The organism is Bradyrhizobium sp. HKCCYLRH2060 (assembly GCF_051168135.1).
Classification (GTDB): domain Bacteria; phylum Pseudomonadota; class Alphaproteobacteria; order Rhizobiales; family Xanthobacteraceae; genus Bradyrhizobium.
In genome coordinates, this window is sequence record NZ_JBNPUK010000013.1 from 138,129 (window position 1) to 155,192 (window position 17,064).

General features: G+C 66.9%; 16 protein-coding genes. 4 read left to right on the top strand and 12 right to left on the bottom strand.

Annotated features, from left to right (window positions below):
- The first annotated feature begins 552 nt into the window (after positions 1 to 552).
- On the top strand, positions 553 to 795 hold the full coding sequence (locus ACQR10_RS24140) for a hypothetical protein (protein WP_315804587.1): 243 nt from the start codon (positions 553 to 555) through the stop codon (positions 793 to 795).
- Between the two features lie 228 nt (positions 796 to 1,023).
- On the opposite strand, the gene ACQR10_RS24145 is transcribed toward ACQR10_RS24140, so the two are convergent.
- The 5 genes from ACQR10_RS24145 to ACQR10_RS24165 form a co-directional block, all read right to left on the bottom strand.
- Complete coding sequence (locus ACQR10_RS24145; protein WP_315804588.1) at positions 1,024 to 1,266, bottom strand: hypothetical protein; 243 nt, start codon at positions 1,264 to 1,266, stop codon at positions 1,024 to 1,026.
- A 127-nt stretch (positions 1,267 to 1,393) separates the two neighbouring features.
- Positions 1,394 to 2,626, bottom strand: coding sequence for an MFS transporter (locus tag ACQR10_RS24150; RefSeq protein WP_316218028.1), 1,233 nt, complete (start codon positions 2,624 to 2,626; stop codon positions 1,394 to 1,396).
- A gap of 170 nt (positions 2,627 to 2,796) precedes the next feature.
- Positions 2,797 to 3,237: a hypothetical protein gene (locus tag ACQR10_RS24155; protein ID WP_315804590.1), complete on the bottom strand. Its 441-nt coding sequence runs from the start codon at positions 3,235 to 3,237 to the stop codon at positions 2,797 to 2,799.
- Between the two features lie 114 nt (positions 3,238 to 3,351).
- Entirely contained in the window at positions 3,352 to 4,041 is a 690-nt protein-coding gene (locus ACQR10_RS24160) for a substrate-binding domain-containing protein (RefSeq protein ID WP_316181135.1), read from the bottom strand.
- Between the two features lie 218 nt (positions 4,042 to 4,259).
- Positions 4,260 to 6,296, bottom strand: coding sequence for an NAD(+) synthase (locus ACQR10_RS24165; RefSeq protein WP_316218029.1), 2,037 nt, complete (start codon positions 6,294 to 6,296; stop codon positions 4,260 to 4,262).
- Positions 6,297 to 6,484: 188 nt separating this feature from the next.
- On the opposite strand from ACQR10_RS24165, the gene ACQR10_RS24170 reads away from it, so the two are divergent.
- Together ACQR10_RS24170 and ACQR10_RS24175 are read left to right on the top strand one after the other, a co-directional pair.
- The gene (locus tag ACQR10_RS24170) at positions 6,485 to 7,336 is read left to right on the top strand and encodes an SDR family oxidoreductase (RefSeq protein ID WP_316218030.1); all 852 of its coding nucleotides are present in this window, start codon (positions 6,485 to 6,487) and stop codon (positions 7,334 to 7,336) included.
- A 126-nt stretch (positions 7,337 to 7,462) separates the two neighbouring features.
- Positions 7,463 to 7,942, top strand: coding sequence for a hypothetical protein (locus ACQR10_RS24175; RefSeq protein WP_316181130.1), 480 nt, complete (start codon positions 7,463 to 7,465; stop codon positions 7,940 to 7,942).
- Positions 7,943 to 8,014: 72 nt separating this feature from the next.
- Here ACQR10_RS24175 and ACQR10_RS24180 read toward each other — a convergent pair whose 3' ends face one another.
- The 4 genes from ACQR10_RS24180 to ACQR10_RS24195 form a co-directional block, all read right to left on the bottom strand.
- Positions 8,015 to 8,641: a hypothetical protein gene (locus ACQR10_RS24180; protein ID WP_315804683.1), complete on the bottom strand. Its 627-nt coding sequence runs from the start codon at positions 8,639 to 8,641 to the stop codon at positions 8,015 to 8,017.
- Positions 8,642 to 8,822: 181 nt separating this feature from the next.
- Positions 8,823 to 9,089 carry a hypothetical protein gene (locus ACQR10_RS24185; RefSeq protein ID WP_315804595.1) on the bottom strand — a complete coding sequence of 89 codons (267 nt, stop codon included), beginning with the start codon at positions 9,087 to 9,089 and terminating at the stop codon, positions 8,823 to 8,825.
- Between the two features lie 82 nt (positions 9,090 to 9,171).
- Entirely contained in the window at positions 9,172 to 10,143 is a 972-nt protein-coding gene (locus ACQR10_RS24190; protein ID WP_316218031.1) for an NAD(P)H-dependent flavin oxidoreductase, read from the bottom strand.
- A 56-nt stretch (positions 10,144 to 10,199) separates the two neighbouring features.
- Positions 10,200 to 10,805 carry a hypothetical protein gene (locus ACQR10_RS24195; protein WP_316218032.1) on the bottom strand — a complete coding sequence of 202 codons (606 nt, stop codon included), beginning with the start codon at positions 10,803 to 10,805 and terminating at the stop codon, positions 10,200 to 10,202.
- A 154-nt stretch (positions 10,806 to 10,959) separates the two neighbouring features.
- On the opposite strand from ACQR10_RS24195, the gene ACQR10_RS24200 reads away from it, so the two are divergent.
- Positions 10,960 to 12,522: an AMP-binding protein gene (locus tag ACQR10_RS24200; protein ID WP_316218033.1), complete on the top strand. Its 1,563-nt coding sequence runs from the start codon at positions 10,960 to 10,962 to the stop codon at positions 12,520 to 12,522.
- A 67-nt stretch (positions 12,523 to 12,589) separates the two neighbouring features.
- Here the strand turns inward: ACQR10_RS24200 and ACQR10_RS24205 are convergent, their stop codons facing one another.
- The 3 genes from ACQR10_RS24205 to ACQR10_RS24215 all read right to left on the bottom strand — a co-directional run bounded on the left by ACQR10_RS24205 (position 12,590) and on the right by ACQR10_RS24215 (position 16,829).
- On the bottom strand, positions 12,590 to 13,747 hold the full coding sequence (locus ACQR10_RS24205) for an IS481 family transposase (protein WP_316216558.1): 1,158 nt from the start codon (positions 13,745 to 13,747) through the stop codon (positions 12,590 to 12,592).
- 1,169 nt (positions 13,748 to 14,916) lie between these two features.
- A complete protein-coding gene (locus tag ACQR10_RS24210; protein ID WP_316218034.1) occupies positions 14,917 to 15,996 on the bottom strand; it encodes a hypothetical protein in 1,080 nt (359 codons plus the stop codon).
- A 410-nt stretch (positions 15,997 to 16,406) separates the two neighbouring features.
- A complete protein-coding gene (locus tag ACQR10_RS24215; protein ID WP_315804600.1) occupies positions 16,407 to 16,829 on the bottom strand; it encodes a DUF1801 domain-containing protein in 423 nt (140 codons plus the stop codon).
- Positions 16,830 to 17,064 lie beyond the last annotated feature (235 nt).

A 17,064-nucleotide genomic window follows, 5' to 3' on the forward strand; every position in this document is an offset into this window, starting at 1 on the left:
CGGCGCGCCTCGACATACGAGAGGCGCAGGGAGAGCCGGACCTCGACTGAGGCCCGTGGCCCGCCTGCGAAAAAATGCAGGCGGCAGGTACCACAGGTCCAGCCGGACGATCCGGCCCTCCCTGCGCGATCGGTTTTAACGGTGTCCTTCGTGCTCTCCTTGGGGACCGGGCTTTCTTGCCCCCATCGCCCGCGTGACGCTTGCGCATCAACAGCAGGCTTGACCTCAGCATCGGGAGGCCGGGACCCCACGACTTCGCCGTCCGCGACGCACGCGCTCGTCTGGCGCAGCATCCACGTCCATCGCAGCCCACCTCCACGTATCGTGACGACGCGTACGCCCTCTGCACGAGGCGGGATGCGCAGATAAAATCTGCGGTTTCGGAAAACCGGCAAGTGGAATCTTTATTTCGGCCGACGCCTTGAAAAAGATGGCCAACCGCAACGACGCACAGGCGCCCGCGACTTCGTCTGTCGCGCTGCAGCGTTGCCAATCTCGTTGATTGAGCGCAGGCTATCAAAAGCGCAGAAGTCGCATCAGGGGGAGAGACGCATGAAGGAACCGGGCCTGGACGGCCGCCATCGGGACAAGGATGGCGAGATCAGCAGGAAGCACGGCAATACGCTGGTCGGCACGCTGCGCAAGATCTACGGGAAGTCGTTCGCAGCGGGCTATCCGGACTCGACGAAGCTGAGCGACGTGCTGCTTCAGCTCAACGAGACGTCGCTGAGCCAGTTGCGCCGGGACCACGGCACCGGGCATTTGGATCACAAGATCAAGGAAGCCTCGAAGTAATCGGGTTTTGCTGATCGGGACTCATCGCCCGATTGGCGAGGCCGATTGGTGTTCGCAAGGTTTGTTCGCTCCCGTGGTTTCGTGCCGTCCGTTCGCGTGGAGCGCGTCGTCTTGCAGCGCTGTGGTGTAGCGGCGTCTTGCATCGCTGCGCTGCTGCGGAGTGCCACCGCGCGCCGGAAAGCCCGGGCACCGGGCACTCCGACGCGGAATCCGAGGGACGATTCCGTCCTACTTCCCCATGCTCCCCGCCTGGTTCGTGCCTGGGCCGACGTTGCCCTGGCTCGACGAGGTGGAATCGCGGCTGGACTTCATCGCGCCGCCGGTCGCCCGCATGTTGCTGCCGGTGGTCTGCGACGAGGTCGTCGAGGTCGCGGCGCTGTGCTTCTTGGCATGCTTGGCTTGCGCGGCGAGCGGGACGGCAGCGAGGGTGGCGGCGACGAGGGTGGCAATGGCGAGCTGGGTCTTCTTCATGGATCCGATCTCCATCCGGTTGAACCCCACGCTCGCCCAACCCGGCTGCGACATCGCAGTTCCTGCCGGTGGATCAAGCGTTGTTGTCCGATTCCGACAGCGCGCGTGAAGGTGCGATGCAGCAGCGTCAGGCCGGCGCCTGCATCGGCACGGCGCCAAGCTGCGACGCCGGCTTGGGAAACGGCCGGAATGTCATCATCATCATGACAGCGCCGAGGCCCATCACCCACGAGCCGACATAGAGCCAGGTGTAGCTGGCAAAGCTGTCGTAGATCAGGCCGCCGGCCAGCGGGCCGGTCGCCATGCCGAGGCTGCCGGCCATCGCCGTGCCGCCGATCACCGTGCCCATGATGCTCTGCGGAAAGTTGTCGCGCGCGATCGCCGCGTAGAGCGGCATGGTGCCGGCATAAAGGAAGCCGAACGTCGCCGCGACGGCATAGAACGCGGCGAGGTCGCGCACGGCCACGTAGGCGAGCGCACCGAACGCCTGCGCCAGCAGGCCGAGAACGAGCACACGCTTGGCGCCGAAGCGGTCGCCGAGCAGGCCGAAGGCGATGCGGCCGCCGAGGCCCGCGAGGCCCTCGATGCTGTAGATCGTCACCGCCGCCATCAGCGGGATGCCGCAGGTGACGGCGTAGCTGACGGTGTGGATGATCGGGCCCGAATGGGTGGCGCAGCAGAAGAAGTTGGTGGCGAGCAGGATCAGGAACTGCGGCGAGCGCAGCGCCGCCGCGCGCGTCATCTCGGCCGGACCGTCGGTAGGGCCCGACGCGAGGGCGGCGTCGGGCGCTGACGATGGTGGACGGCCCACCAGCAGCGACGTCGGGATCATGATGGCGGCGACGATGGCGGCGATGCACTGCATCGCGGTGCGCCAGTCGTAGCTGGACACGAGCCAGGCCGCGAGCGGCGACATCGTCATCGGCGCGACACCCATGCCGGCCGAGACCAGCGAGACCGCGAGGCTGCGGTGGGTGTCGAACCAGCCGGTGACGGTCGCCATGACCGGCGGGAAGATCGCCGCTGTCGCGATGCCAGCGATCAGTCCGAACAGCAGTTGGAACGCCAGCAGCGAGGACGTCAGGCTTGCCAGCAGCAGGCTGACGGCGAGCAGGACCGATCCGATCAGCAGCACGGGACGCGGGCCGATCCGGTCGGACAGCGTGCCCCAGCCCATGCTGGTGACGGCCATCGCCAGGAAGCCGATGGTCATCGCGCTTGAGATCCCCGCGACCGACCAGCCGGTCTCGGCGGCCATCGGCTTGAGGAACACCGGCAGCGAGAACAGGCCGCCGACCGCGACGCAGCCGAGCACGCCCCCGGCCGCCACGATCACCCAGCGATAGTGCGATGTGATCATTCGTCTCCTCCTCTGCCGTTCGATGACAAGACGAACGGCGCGGGGCTCGGACGACATACGCGCGGACCATTTTTCGTCGCCCCTGGACCGTCGAAGGGATCGGCCGACGCGCGCAACCGGCAGCCGCGCCCCAAGCCGGTGCCGATGCGCTGGTCGCTTCCGATCCGTGCCTACTCCGTCTCGATCTCGGGAAAGGGCGAGTAGACGCGCTTTGCGTCGCAGCTGAGCATCGCGATCTCGCGCCGGCCTTTCAGACCTGCGTGATTCAGGCGCTTGTTGGTGAAGGAAATCGATTCGACCACCGTCCGCGGGCTGAGCTCCTGTCCAAAAGCACGCGGTCTGGTCATGTAGCGCACGCAGATGCCGACCACGGTTCCACCATTGAGGATGTCACCGAACTCCTTGGCGGGGTTCGATATCTGGGCCTTGGTGATGGGCATGCCAGCGTAGTCCGGCCAGGTCTTGAAATCGTTGGCGAGGATCTGACGATAGTCGGCCGGCAGATGCGTCGCCATCGCGGCGGCTTCCGCAGCCTTGTCATTTTCCGCGCTCTGCGTGACGCAGCCGGTCAGCAACGGAGGGATGAGAGATACGAGAGGCCAGCGACGCATGAGTCCTTCCATTCGCTTTCAGCACACGTCCTTCCATAGGGCGCGGCGGAGCGAAGTTCCATGCGGAAGTTGCGAGGCACGTGACGTCCAGGACGATCCTTGCCCCTCGCCGCCTCACACCGGCGTCATGCCGTGCTGGCGCTTGGTCTCGGCGGTCTCGTCCGAGACCAGATATTCGATGAACGCGCGTGCGGCGTCGGTGTGTGCGCCGGCGTTGCACAACGCGGCGGCGAACACGGTGCCCGGCTGCAGCGCGTCCGGCAGCAGACCGACGATGTCGATGCCAGGTGCGCCGAGCATCTCGCTGAGCTGCTGGAAGCCGACATCGACCTCGCCATCGGCGAGCAGCTTGGCCACGGGAATGCCGGGCTTGGCCTGGACCAGGCGCGAGGCGCCATCGCCCTCCAGGCCCCAGTCGCGGGCGAGCTTCTGCACATATGTGCCGCTCGGGCCGGTGGAGATGCCGATCGCCTTGGCGTTCTCCATCGCCTTGCGCACGGCGGCTTCGTCGAGCGGATCGGGCTTGGCGCTGCCGGCGCGCACCGCCATCGCCATCGGCGATTCCGCGATCTCGATGATGCTGCCGGGCACGAGGTGGCCGTCGGCCTCGAGCTTCTGCAACGCGTCGGAAGCCAGCACCGCGAAATCGAACGCTTCGCCGGCGCGGATGCGCTTGGCGGCATCGACGCCGCCGACGGATTCGATCGTGATCACCTCGCCGGTCGCCTCCTCATAGGCGGCCGCGAGCTCGGCGAGGATCTGCCTCGTCGCCATCGAGGAAATGCCGGCGGCGGTCACGCTCATGGAGGGGCTCCGTTTGAAGAGGCAATTGCAGCGCCGCAAACTACGCTGCGACGCTTTTTCGGATATGGCAAGCGGGGCAGCGGAGCAAGACGGTGGGAGGCAACAGCGGTTACGGCGAGCGCCGCTGCGCTCCCTCTCCCCGTTCTTACGGGGAGAGGGAGCGCACCGCCCGTGATGCAAAACGGTGCGCCATCGACATGCCACGAGAACTGCGTCCCTCACTTCGGCACGCTCTCCAGGTCCTCCAGCCACGCCGTGGCATTGCCGTCCGACGGCGCGCGCCAGTCGCCGCGGGGCGATAATGCGCCGCCGGCCACCACCTTCGGGCCGTTGGGCATCGCCGAGCGCTTGAACTGGCTGAAGGCGAAGAAGCGCTTGAGGAACACTTCGAGCCACTTCCTGATGTCGCCGAGCGCATAGGCGTTGCGCTTGTCGGGCGGAAAGTGCGGCGGCCAGGCGCCCTCGCCCGCATCCTTCCAGGCGTGATGCGCCATGAAGGCGATCTTCGACGGGCGCATACCGTAGCGCAGCGTATAGAACAGGTTGAAGTCCTGCAGCTCATACGGGCCGATCGTGGCCTGCGTGCTCTGCGGCGTCTCGCCCTCCTTCACCGGCACCAGCTCCGGCGAAATCTCGGCCGACAGCACCGCCTCCAGGGTGCGGTCGACATCGGCCGAGAACTGATGCGAGGCGATGACCCAGCGGATGAGATGCTGGATCAGGGTCTTCGGCACGCCGGCATTGACGTTGTAGTGCGCCATCTGATCGCCGACGCCATAGGTGCACCAGCCGAGCGCCAGCTCGGAGAGATCGCCGGTGCCGAGCACGAGGCCGCCGCGGTCGTTGGCGAGGCGGAACAGATAGTCGGTGCGCAGGCCGGCCTGCACGTTCTCGAAGGTGACATCGTAGACCTGTTCGCCGCGGCCGAACGGATGGCCGATGTCCTTCAGCATCTGCGTGGCGGCGGGGCGGATGTCGAGCTCGGCGGCACTGACTTGAAGCGAAGACATCAGCGCATGCGCGTAGGACTTGCTCTGCGCGCCCGTGGCAAAGCCCGGCATCGTGTAGGCCAGGATGTTGGTGCGGGGCAGGCCGAGCAGATCCATCGCCTTCGCCGCGACGATCAGCGCATGCGTGGAATCGAGCCCGCCGGAGACGCCGATCACGATGCGCTTGGTGCCGGTGGCGCGCAGCCGCTGCGTCAGGCCGGCGACCTGGATGTTGTAGGCCTCGTAGCAGTCCTGATCGAGCCGCGCGGCATCGCTCGGCACGAACGGAAAGCGCTCGATGCTGCGCCTGAAGCCGATGTCGCCCTCGGCCGGCTGCAGCTCGAAGCCGATGCGGCGCCAGTGCACGCCGGCGCCTTGCGCGCGCGCATTGTCGTCGAACGTGCCCATCAGCGCGCGCTCCTGGCGCAGCAAATCGAGATCGACGTCGGCGACGATGGTCTGGCCGGTCTGGCGGAAGCGCCCGCTCTCGGCGAGCAGCACGCCGTTCTCGAAGATCGAGGTCTGGCCGTCCCAGGCGAGGTCCGTGGTGGATTCGCCGGCGCCGGCCGCCGCGTAGACATAGGCGGCGAGGCAGCGCGCCGAGGTCGAGCGGCACAAGAGTGAGCGAGACTCGGCGCGGCCGACCGTGATCGGGCTGCCGGAGAGATTGGCGAGCACGGTGGCGCCGGCAAGCGCAAGTTCGGACGCCGGCGTGACAGGGATCCACATGTCCTCGCAGATCTCGACGCCGATCACGAGCCCGGCGACATCGGCGGCGGCGAACAGCAGGTCGGTGCCGAACGGCGCCATGGTCTCGGCGACCTCGATCATCTCGCCGCGGATGCCGGCACCGGAGGCGAAGTGGCGGCCTTCGTAGAACTCGCGATAGGTCGGCAGGTAGCTCTTCGGGATGACGCCCAGCACCTCGCCGCGATGGATCACGACGGCGCAATTGTAGACCCGGTGGGCGAAGCGCAGCGGCGCGCCGACGATCAGCACCGGCATCAGGTCGTGCGAGGCTTCGACGAGGGTGAGCAGCCCGCGCTGCACGGCATCGAGCAGCGGGTCCTGCTTGACCAGGTCCTCGATCGCGTAGCCGGACAGACAGAGCTCCGGAAACACCGCGACCGCCGCGCCCTGATCATGGCAGGCGCGCGCCGCCGCCAGGATCGCCGCCGCGTTGGCGGTCGGGTTGGCGACGCTGGAGGTCGTGACGCAGGCGGCGACGCGGGCAAAGCCATGGCGGTAGATCGAATGGAAATTCATCGTGGCAGTCCATCTCTTGTCGCCGGAGCATACGACATGGACCATGACGGGAGCCATAACAAGCGCGGCAGGTCAGCACCGCTCCGCCCGCAGGCTGACTCCGCGCGCGTCATTTGAATTGCGCGGGCCGCCCGGCGCCGGGTAACTCGGAGACTCATCTATTCGCGCAGTCCAGGTGAACGGCATCCATGAACCTCTTCGTCATCGGCTTCGGCTACACCGCCCAGCGCTTCGTAGAGCTGCACCGTGGCGCGTTTGCCCGCATCAGCGGCACGGTGCGCAGCGCCGGCAAGCGCGCGGAGCTGGCGCCTGATGACATCGACCTGTTCGACGGCACGGCGCCCGCCGCCGCGACGCTGGCGAAGACGGCGGACGCCGACGTCGTGCTGATCTCGGTGCCGCCCGGAGGCGGCGACGACCCCGTGCTGGCCGCCTTCGGCGACGCGATCACGGCGGGGCGCGCGCGGCGCGTGGTCTATCTCTCGACCGTCGGCGTGTACGGCGACCACCAGGGCGGCTGGATCGACGAGGACACGCCGCTGGCACCCGAGCACGACCGGGTGCAGGCCCGTGTCCGCGTCGAGGCGGAATGGCGCGCTGTCATCGGCGACCGGCTCGCGGTGCTCCGGCTCGGCGGCATCTACGGGCCCGGCCGCAACGCGCTGGTCGAGCTGCAGGCCGGGCGGGCGCGCCGCATCGTCAAGCCGGGCCAGGTGTTCAACCGCATCCATGTCGATGATGCCGCCAGCGCGATCATGGGTGCGATCCGGCACGGACAAGGCGGCGCCTGGAACATCGTGGACGACGAGCCGGCGCCGCCGCAGGACGTCATCGCCTATGCAGCCAGCCTGATGGGCATCGCCCCGCCGCCCGAGCTGCCGTTCGACAGCGCCGAGCTGTCGCCGATGGCGCGCAGCTTCTATGCCAGCAACCGGCGCATCCGGAATATCCGCGCCAGGCAGGAGCTCGGCGTCGGCTTCGCCTACCCGACCTATCGCGCCGGGCTCGACGCGCTGTGGGCCGCCGGCGACGGGCGCTGACTCGAGATTTTCGCCGCCGGGCGGGAAACCTTTCATGCCACCGGCGATTGCAACGAACAGAGATTGTCATGCGGGTTTGACGCGACTGCACGTCGCGCAGCCCTCACGGATCAAAGGATGTTCGACATGCAAGGCGATCAACCCATCAGCTGGCTGATGTTCTTCACGCTCGCGGCCGCGATCATCATCGCGGCCGGCGCGTTCCTGGCCTTCCTGCGCTCGCGGCACAACCGGGAGATCGCGGCGGTGGCGCTCGAGGGCGACGGCCGGAGCCGCGGCGTCGCCCCATCTGGCGCGCTGCCCGAGCTCGGCGGCCTGTTCGTGCTCGGGCTCGTGGTCGCCGGCCTGCTGGTCGCTGGCTATCAGAGCGGCGGCGCGACGCGCTTTGCCGGCGGCGACAAGCCGACGCCGGTGCCGTCGGCGCCGAGCAACACCGATCGCGGCACCACGGTCGGCGCCGGCGCCGCGATCACCCCGCCGGAAGCTCCGACCATGACCCAGCCGGCGCGGCCGGCCCCGGACCTGCGCACCGCGCCCGCGTCGTCGCCGACCGGAGCCGGTCCCGAGAGCGGCGGGCATCCAGAGGCCAATCCGCCGGCGCGGTAAAAGACCCCCTCGAACAGCGAAGGCCGCGCAATGCGCGGCCTTTTGACGTGTTCACGGCAGGGATCGCCCGGATCAGATCGCAGCTGCGACCTTGTCGAGGCCGATCGTGCGCGCGAGCCGCCGCACTTCGTCCTTCTGGTCCTCGCGCAACTGCCAGAGCAGCGGCATCGCGGCCGACTTCAGCTGTTGCACCTCATCCGAATCCGGATCGAGCGCCACCGCGCCCGGCTTCGCCGCGCCCTGCCGTCCGGCGTGGATCTTACGGGCGACGGCGCGCAGCGCGGTCTCGACCGCCGGCCAATAATATTCCTGGCTCGACGAGAGCCGCAGCCGCTCCTTGATGCCGGCGATCTGGCCGTCCGACAGCAGCGAATAGGCCTTCTGCACCTCGGGCTTCAGCGGCGCTGGCGTCGGCTCGCTCCGGGCGAGAATCTTGGACTTCGGCACCACCGGCTCGGCAGCAACGACCGCAGCGGCCGACGCCTTGGCCATTTCGGCCTCGGACGGCGCATAGGCATAGGCCTGGCGGAGAGTCGTCTTCGGGGCGGCACTCGGCTGCTGCACCTCGGGGGCCGCAAGTGTGACCATCGCCAGGCGGTCGCCCTTGGCTTCACGGTTGGAGAGCGGGCTCTTCGCCACCACGGGCGGCATCATCGCACCGGCCGAAGGCACGCTGTCCTGCATCAGGACGCTCGTCACGGCCGCGCCTGCGATCAGCACGCCCAGCAAAGCGACAAAAGCGATCGACTTCGTCACGCAATTCTCCGTATCCCGGCGGAAAGCCGCACTTTGCCGAAAAGTGGGAGTTAATTAAGGCTTTACGATGCCACAGAAACACGCCGGCCACCATTCCGCCCTGTGAACATGACGGATATTTTTTTCACGCCGCCGAAGACAGCTCGGCCGGGATCAGCAGATCGTACGCGGCCTGGATGTCGGCAACGATGTCGGAGGCCTCCCAAAGCGCCGCCGGTTCCACCGAATGCAGGCTGATGGTCCAGTTCCCGCCGCGGGCGGTGCGGGGAACGCTCATGATGTCGAACTGGACGTTGCGGCACAGCGGATGCCGCTGCAGGGCATGCCCGACACGGATCCGGATCTCCTCAAGCGTCGCCCGCTCTTTGTCCTGCCGTAGCCCGATGCCCATCGCACGATTCCGCCAAGTTCAAGCTCCGCGGATTGTGGGACCCGATGGTTAATGGTGCCTTAAGGACACACATCACGTTTTCTCACGAGCGTGGCCACCCGGCGCCCATGTACTCATCGGCCGTGCGCGCGACCAGTTCGGCAACGGACGGAATGTCGGTCACCCCAGAGGTCGCGTGCCCCGCACTCCAGATGTCGCGCCAGCGTTTCGGCCGCGCCTCGCGCGCAGCAATGTCGATGTCGCTGCCGATCTCGATCGCGCCGCGCGCCGGCAAGGCCTCGGGGTCGAGCCCGGCCGCGACGATCGACGGCCGCAGCATGCTGGTCGGCAGGCCGGTGAAGGCGGACGTCAGCAGCACGTCGTCGGCCGAGCTCGCGACCAGCATCGCCTTGTAGCGATCATCGGCCAGGCTTTCGCGCGTGGCGATGAACTTCGTGCCCATATAGGCGAGGTCGCAGCCGAGCATCTCCGCCGCGCGCAGCGCGACGCCGTCGCTGATGCCGCCGGCAAGCACGATGGGACCATCGAAGAACGCCCTGACCGCGCGCACGAAGGCGAATGGATTGAGCCAGCCGGTCTGGCCGCCGGCCCCGGCCGTGAGCAGCACCAGGCCATCGGCGCCGGCCTCGACCGCGCGCTCGGCATGACGGATCGAGGCAACGTCAGCGAACACCAGCGCGCCCGCATCATGCAGGGGCGCAACGACCTTCGCCGGCGAGCCGACCGAGGTGATCACGATCTCCGGACGATGCCGCAACAGCACCGCGAGATCGTCCTGCAGCCGCGCGTTGGAATGGTGCACGATCAGGTTCGGGCAGAGCGGCGCAGCCGCCCGCCGACTGGCATCGCTGTGGCGCGCGAGCCGATCGGCGATCTCGCGCAGCCAGGCATCGAGCTCATCGGGAGTACGACAATTGACGGTCGGGAACGCGCCGATCACGCCGTTCCCGCAGGCCGCGCTCACCAGCTCGATCCCGGACACCAGAAACATCGGCGCTGCGATCAGCGGCAGGCGCAGCCGCGTCCGCAGCCCGGCCCATCGAGTCTCCTGCACGGCGCGTCCTCCCCGATCATTGTTCGGCTCAGGGATAACGACGCCGCCGCGTGCGATCAATCGTCGCCGAAGAAGCTGAAGCGCGGTCCATCCATGCCGACCGGCTGCGCCGCATAGGCGCGCGGCGTCGTGTCATCGCGCACCGCCTGCTCGACGGCGCGCATATCCTGCTCGCGGCGCTGCCGCCGGCGCTCGACATATTGCCGGTGCCGCTCGGCGCGGCGCTGCTCCGCGGCGCGCTTGCGCTCGGCGCCGCGCGACTTGAGATCGGCGTCCTCGGGCTTCGCTGCGGCCTTGTCCTGAACGTCCTCGGCGGCGGCCTGGGTGCCGGCGGGCGCCGAAGAGGCCGCTGTGGCCTCCGCTGCGGCGGCTTGCGGCGCCGGCGAGGGATCGGTCGAGACCGGGGTCACGGGCCTCGTCTCGGTTGCGGCAGGCGCCACCTTGACCGGCGTGATCGCAGCCGCCTGCGTTGCCGCAAGATACGAGGTGACCGTCGGACTTGGCGACGGCGCCTCCGGCACGGAACGCTCGAGCTTGGCCTGCTCGAGCGCCGGCGATCTCGGATGCATGCCTTCCGCGATCATGAGCCCGCCGCCGAGACCGGCCGCGACGGCAATGGCAACCGTTCCGGCTCCCGCAAAAAAAGCTGTCGAGGTGCGCATGGCCTTGCTCCGTTGTTGTTCGGCCGGGCAACGCGGCGCGCGCAGCGATGTTCCGAGGACGACAAGCGCACCTTGAGCGCGATCGGCTTTCTGATAGCGTCGGCAACAAGCCACGCGACGCAACAACGATCGCGGCATCTCGGAAGGATCGTCCATGAGCCCACAGCTTCATTCGTTTCCGGTCGTCTGTGAGCAGACCCTGCTCACGCTGTCGCGTCATCCGTCGCGCACCGCCTTCAGCTGGCCTGGCGGATCGCTGACCTATCAGGGCGCGACCGACCTCATCGGCCGCATGCAGCGCGTGTTCATGCGGCTCGGCCTGCCGCCGGGAACACGCGTCGCGTTCCTCAGCGCGAACCGCGCCGATGCCTGGTGCGCCGGCACGGCGGCGCAGCTGTCGCGGCTCGCCATCACCTGGCTGCATCCGCTGGGCTCGCTGGACGATCAGCTGTTCCAGCTCGCCGATTCCGAATCGCAGGTGCTGGTGATCGATGCCGCCGCGTTCCACGACCGCGGCGGCGAGCTGGCCGCGCGCTCGGGCGGCCTGCGCCACGTGTTCACGCTTGGCGCAGCCGGCTACGGCGCCGACCTCCTCGCCGCGATCGAGCAGTCCGGCCACGCCACCGCGCGCAACTTCGCCACGCCCGAGGACATCGCGACCTTGAACTACACCGGCGGCACCACCGGAAAGTCGAAGGGCGCGCTGCGTCATCACCAGGAATATGGCGGCTTCGCCACCGCGATCCTCGCCGATTTCGAGATTCCGGAGCGCGCCCGCTACCTGACGGTCGCCCCGATCAGCCATGTCGCCGGCACCAAGGTGCTGCCGACCCTGATGCGCGGCGGCACGGTTCACATGCTGAAGGGCTTCGATCCCGAGGCGGTGCTGGCGACGATCGCGCGCGAGCGCATCAACTTCACGCTGTTCGTGCCGACGATGATCTACGTGCTGCTCGATCATCCCGCGTTGGCCAGGACCGATCTCTCCTCGCTCGAGCTTGTGCTGTATGGCGCCTCGGCGATGTCGCCGACGCGGCTCGTCGAAGGCATCGAGCGCATCGGCCCGGTGTTCTCGCAGCTCTACGGCCAGACCGAATGCTATCCGGTGTCGGTGCTGCGCAAGGCCGACCACGATCCGAAGCAGCCGGAGCTGTTCCTGTCCTGCGGCTTCCCGATCGCGGCCTGCGAGGTCAAGATCCTCGATGACAATGATCAGGAGGTTGCGCAGGGCGAGGCCGGCGAGATCTGCGTGCGCGCGCCGCATGTGATGAGTGAATATTGGAAGCGGCCGGACACCACCGCCGAGACCCTGAAGAACGGCTGGCTGCACACCGGCGACATCGCCCGCCGCGACGAGCGCGGCTACATGTACATCCTCGACCGCAAGAAGGACATGATCGTCTCCGGCGGCTTCAACATCTTCCCACGCGAGATCGAGGATGTGCTGACGCAGCACGCCGATGTGGCGATGTGCGCCGTGGTGGGCGTGCCCGACGACAAATGGGGCGAAGCCGTCACCGCCATCGTGGTGCCGCGCGCCGGCGCGCAGATCGACGCCAGCGAGCTGATCGAGCTGGTGAAAGCCCGCAAGGGCTCCGCGCACGCGCCGAAGCGCGTCGAGTTCGTGCAGGAGCTGCCGGTCACCGGCGTCGGCAAGATCGACAAGAAGGTGTTGCGCGCGCGGTACTGGGAGGGACGCGGGCGGATGGTGGGGTAGCGGCACGGCAGCGCGGCTTCGGTGGTCGTCGTCATTGCGAGCGAAGTGTTTAGCCCGGAGACATAGCTTACACCTGTTCGGGGACATGGTTGACACTTTTGGGGTCACGCAAATCGATCGCTGCGATCTGATGAGCGGCAAAGAAAACTCCGAATTTTCCGTCTTGTCTGAGTGGACGAATAGCGAGTCGCTCACCGCGAAAGGCTTGAGGGACTTTCCAGAGCCGTCCCTCGAAACTGACATAGGCCTTCGTGCTCGACACGGAACGGACGATCTCCCCCTCGTCGTAGTCCACCGTCGGAAGGCGATCCGGCATGGTGCGTTGGCTGGGCCGATAGCGGCTTGCCGGCACATTGAAGTCGAGAGCCTCATGGGGGCGGTCGAGATTGTAGACGGCTCGCCATTCGTCGAGTGCCCGCTGGACATCGGGAAGGTCCCTGTAACGCTTGAAGGCAAAGACCTCGGCCTTCAGGCTGCGGTGGAAGCGTTCGTTCTTGCCGCGGCTCTGGGGATGATAGGGCCGGCTATGGATCGTTCGAACGCCGAGCTTCAGCAGCCAGACCGTCAACGCGGTCCAGGGGTCTTCGAGAGTAAAGCCCCAGGGGCCACCGTTGTCGACGAACATCGCATCCGGCAGTCCATAGCGGCGGAACGTCGTCTCCAAATGTCCTTTGACCGTAGAGCCGCGCTCATTGTCGCAGGCCGCCAGGCACAAGGAAAAGCGCGAGTGATCGTCCAGCGCGGTGAGCGGATGACAAGACACACCGTTCTCCAGCGCACTGTGTCCCTTGAAGTCCATCTGCCACAGCTGATTGGGCGCATCCTTCTCGAACCGCGTGTAGGGCTGCCCGGGCGTGCCGCCAGGCTCCGTCACCCGATCGTAGCGGCGCAGGATGTTATGCACGGTGGAGATCGCCGGGACAGCTTGCCCATCGCGATCGAGACGATGCGCGAGCTTGCGCGCGCCCCAGGCCGGGTGAGCATCGCGCAACGCGACAATCTGCTGCTCAGTCGCAGCTGCGGTGCGCTCCGGACTTCGATGCGGCCGCCGCGACCGGTCCGCCAGCGTCGTATCGCCGGCGTCAGACCGCTCGATCCATTTGTAGCCGGTCTGGGGGCTGATGCCGAACCGCCGACACAGCTGCCGCCGGTTGGCTCCCTCCTGCTTGGCAAGCATCACAAACTCTCGTCGCTGGTCCATGACAGACACCTCTCGCCACGGCATCGCTCGCCCCTTTGCTTGACGAATCGAGCCAATTTTGAGGTGTCAACCATGTCTCCGAACACCTGTCAGCCATGTCCCCGGGCTGAACAGAAGCGAAGCAATCCCGGGTCATCGCGGGACTCTGGATTGCTTCGTCGCTGCGCTCCTCGCAATGACGGCGAACCATTCATTGATCGAGACCAGACGAAACGACGGCGCGAATGTCTGGTTAGCCCTGCTCGCAGCCGCCGCACTCCGCTGTCGTCCCGGGCAAGCGAAGCGCGACCCGGGATCCATAACCACAGGAGGGCGTGGTGAGCGCGGATGTCGCGGCAGGCGAGCCTCATACAACGTCCTGTGGTTATGGGTCCCCGCGTTCGCGGGGACGACACTATTTGCGTGGCCCGAGGCGCCGGAATCCAATAGGTCACCCTCGACCGATATGCGCCGCTCAAATCGACCTGAACGTCTGTTGCACGATCTGCAAACATGACATCGCCATCTCGCGGCGCATCGGCGTCCGAGTCTTGCTGACGTCCTCCCCTCCATCAGACGGAGGGTGCAGGGAAGGCCAGGCCTCGACCGAGGCCTGCGGTCCGCGTGCAGCAAAAAGCACGCGGCAGAACCACAGGTTCGGCCGGATCGACCCGGCCTTCCCTGCGCGATGGGTTGACGGATTATACGCAGTCTCCCCGGCGACCGGGCTTGTTTGCCACCGTCGTCCCGCAAGATGCCCCTGGGCGATCTCACGAAACTTGACCTCAGCGTCGGGAGGCCAGGACCCTGCGACTTCACCGTCCGCGACGAGACGTACGTCGGCATGCTTGGAGCACGCTGCGCCCGTCGCGGCCACCGCCTCCCACCCCAACGCGTCGTGACGTTCGCGAAGCGCCCCTCGTCAGTGAGGCGGGATGAGAAGAGGAAAACAGATATTTCTGATAATGCAAAGTCGAATATTTTTCGTCGAGGATCTGGACAGGCCAAATCGGCTTGAAGGCGTTGCCGAATTTCACATTCGGCGCACGCGGTTTCCGCTGCGCGGGGCGGCCCTCGAACCACGGTGAATGTGAGAGAGTCCGCTCGTCGGGCAAATCACCTCCGTCGGTTCATGGCCCCGCTCTGCGCGATGGCCGGGATACTGCCCGAGTCGTTCGTCGGGTCCAGCGCGGCCGCGCCGACGCGCGGCTTCATCACAGCGCACCGAACGCGTCGCGCGAAGGCGCGAGCGGCAGCCAGTCGGGAATCCGGCTTTTTGCAAGCCAATAGGGCCGCCACAGCGCGCGCCAAGTGACGTGGTCGAGCGGCGCCTGGCCCCACTTCATCCTGGCCGGCTTGATCTGTGAGAGATCGTGCAGATGCAGCCAGCGTCGCGCGATCCACCACAGGTCGTGCGACGCGGCCGCGTTTCCGGCCCCCTTGAGCTGGACGATGTTCAGCAAAGGATCGCGCCAGTGGCGGCCGACCTCCAGCGTCGCGACGCGTTCACCCCGGTGACGGACGCTCCACAGCCGCGAGCGGTTGTGGACGATGTCAGCGCCGTAGGTGCGGACACAATTGCGCATGGCGGCCGCTTCGTCGACCAGATCCGGAATCTTGTCGAGCGGCCTGAACTCATAGTCCCCGACCCGGCCGGGATCGAGCCACATGTCGCTGATCGGCAATTGACCGAGATTGAGATGCAGCGAGATCCGACCGCGCCAATTGGATGCGGCAGTGATTGCGGCATCGAGCCCCATGTCCGGCGTCCACGGCCGGTCGATGAGATCGTGGGCGAGACGGCCGGGCTGGCCAGAGAACCAGATCCACAGGGCGAGCAGATGCACGCGGTCGCGGTTCACGGCCTTCGGCGCACGGATGTACTCCCGCGCGATCCAGACGGCGGCGGCCTCATGGGCGATGGTCGCCATCTCCGAGACGAGTTGCAGCCATATCGGCATCAGCTTCGGCGAGCGCGGCAAGTGATTGCCGATCTGCCTGCGGAACAGATCGCCATCCGGCAGCCGCGGGATCGGACAAACGAACGCCTCCGGCGGCAGCTTGCGCAGCCACATTGGCAAGCCCGCCGCGGCGGCCGCCTCGGCAAGCGAGCGTCCCGCGATCACGCGAGCAATCGCCGACTCCGGGTCAACCTGTTTGCGCGGCACCGCCACCGCGAACAACAGCGCCGGAAAGCTCAGCGCGAGGTCGGCGAGATGCGGATGGCGCTGCGCCAGCGCAGCGACGCGGGACTGGAAACGAGACGCATAGCGCCGCAGCCGACGTTCACACAACGAAGAACGCACCGGCTCCCGGCGGGGAGTCAGCAGAGGATGAGATGTCATGACACACGTGTTCAAGCGCAGGCCAGGAGGGCCGCGGGCTTTTCGATGAGTTGTGAAAGAGTCAGATCATATCCGGGACAATCATCCCGGTGGCCGCGTCAATGATCGCGCAGCGAGCCCGGGAAGCGTGCGAGTCTGGACATCGTCGCCTCCTGCGTTGAAGTTGGGGTGGCGCTGAATAGCCGGTTTCGCTGCGCGGCGCAACTCCAGCGAGTTCGTCAGGTGCTCGACCGTTTCCTGCAACGGGAGTGCTTCGCTAAGCCTGTCATCGCGCCGCGCATGCGCAGCGGCCCGTTGGCTCGCGAGCCCGGGCGGGCAGCGACGCGTGAGGATTGCCGTCCGCTGCTGCGCCGACCCTGCTACGCTTTCCGACCGCTCCGCTTCGTCCCATTCAGCGCAACCGCGGCGCGGATCAGCGCCATGAACGCCGCCTCGTCGATCACGTCGCCTTCGTGAAGGTCGATGGCGCGGCGGGTGTTGCCGTCGAGGCTGGCGTTGAAGAGGCCGGAAGGGTCAGGCACCGAAGCTCCCTTGAGGAAGGTGAGCTTCACAGCCGCCTTGTAGGTTTCGCCGGTGCAAACGATGCCGCCATGCGACCACACGGGAACGCCGCGCCACTTCCATTCTTCGACGATATCGGGATCGGCCTGTCTGATGAGATCACGCACATGGCCGAGCGTGACGCCGCGCCAGTCACCGAGTTGCTTGATCCGGACGTCGATCAGTTCCGACGGAGACTGGCTCCCCTCGCCGGCACCTTCAGCCTTCGTTGATTTCGCCATGACGCTTGTTCCGTTCAGCTGCGCGTAGTTCCATCTGCGTGTAGTTCGCAGCGCGCCGTATTTATACGGCTATCCTGGTCTGCTCAAGTTTAGAGCAATCTTTATAACTCCCCGGCCAAATCAGCCGCACGCGCGGACCATGACGCCTCACCGACGAGCGCTCGTCGCGCCGATTTGCAGCAACGCGCTCTCTTCGAGCCGGCTGCACCCAATCCCTGGACCTATCGAAGCCGGA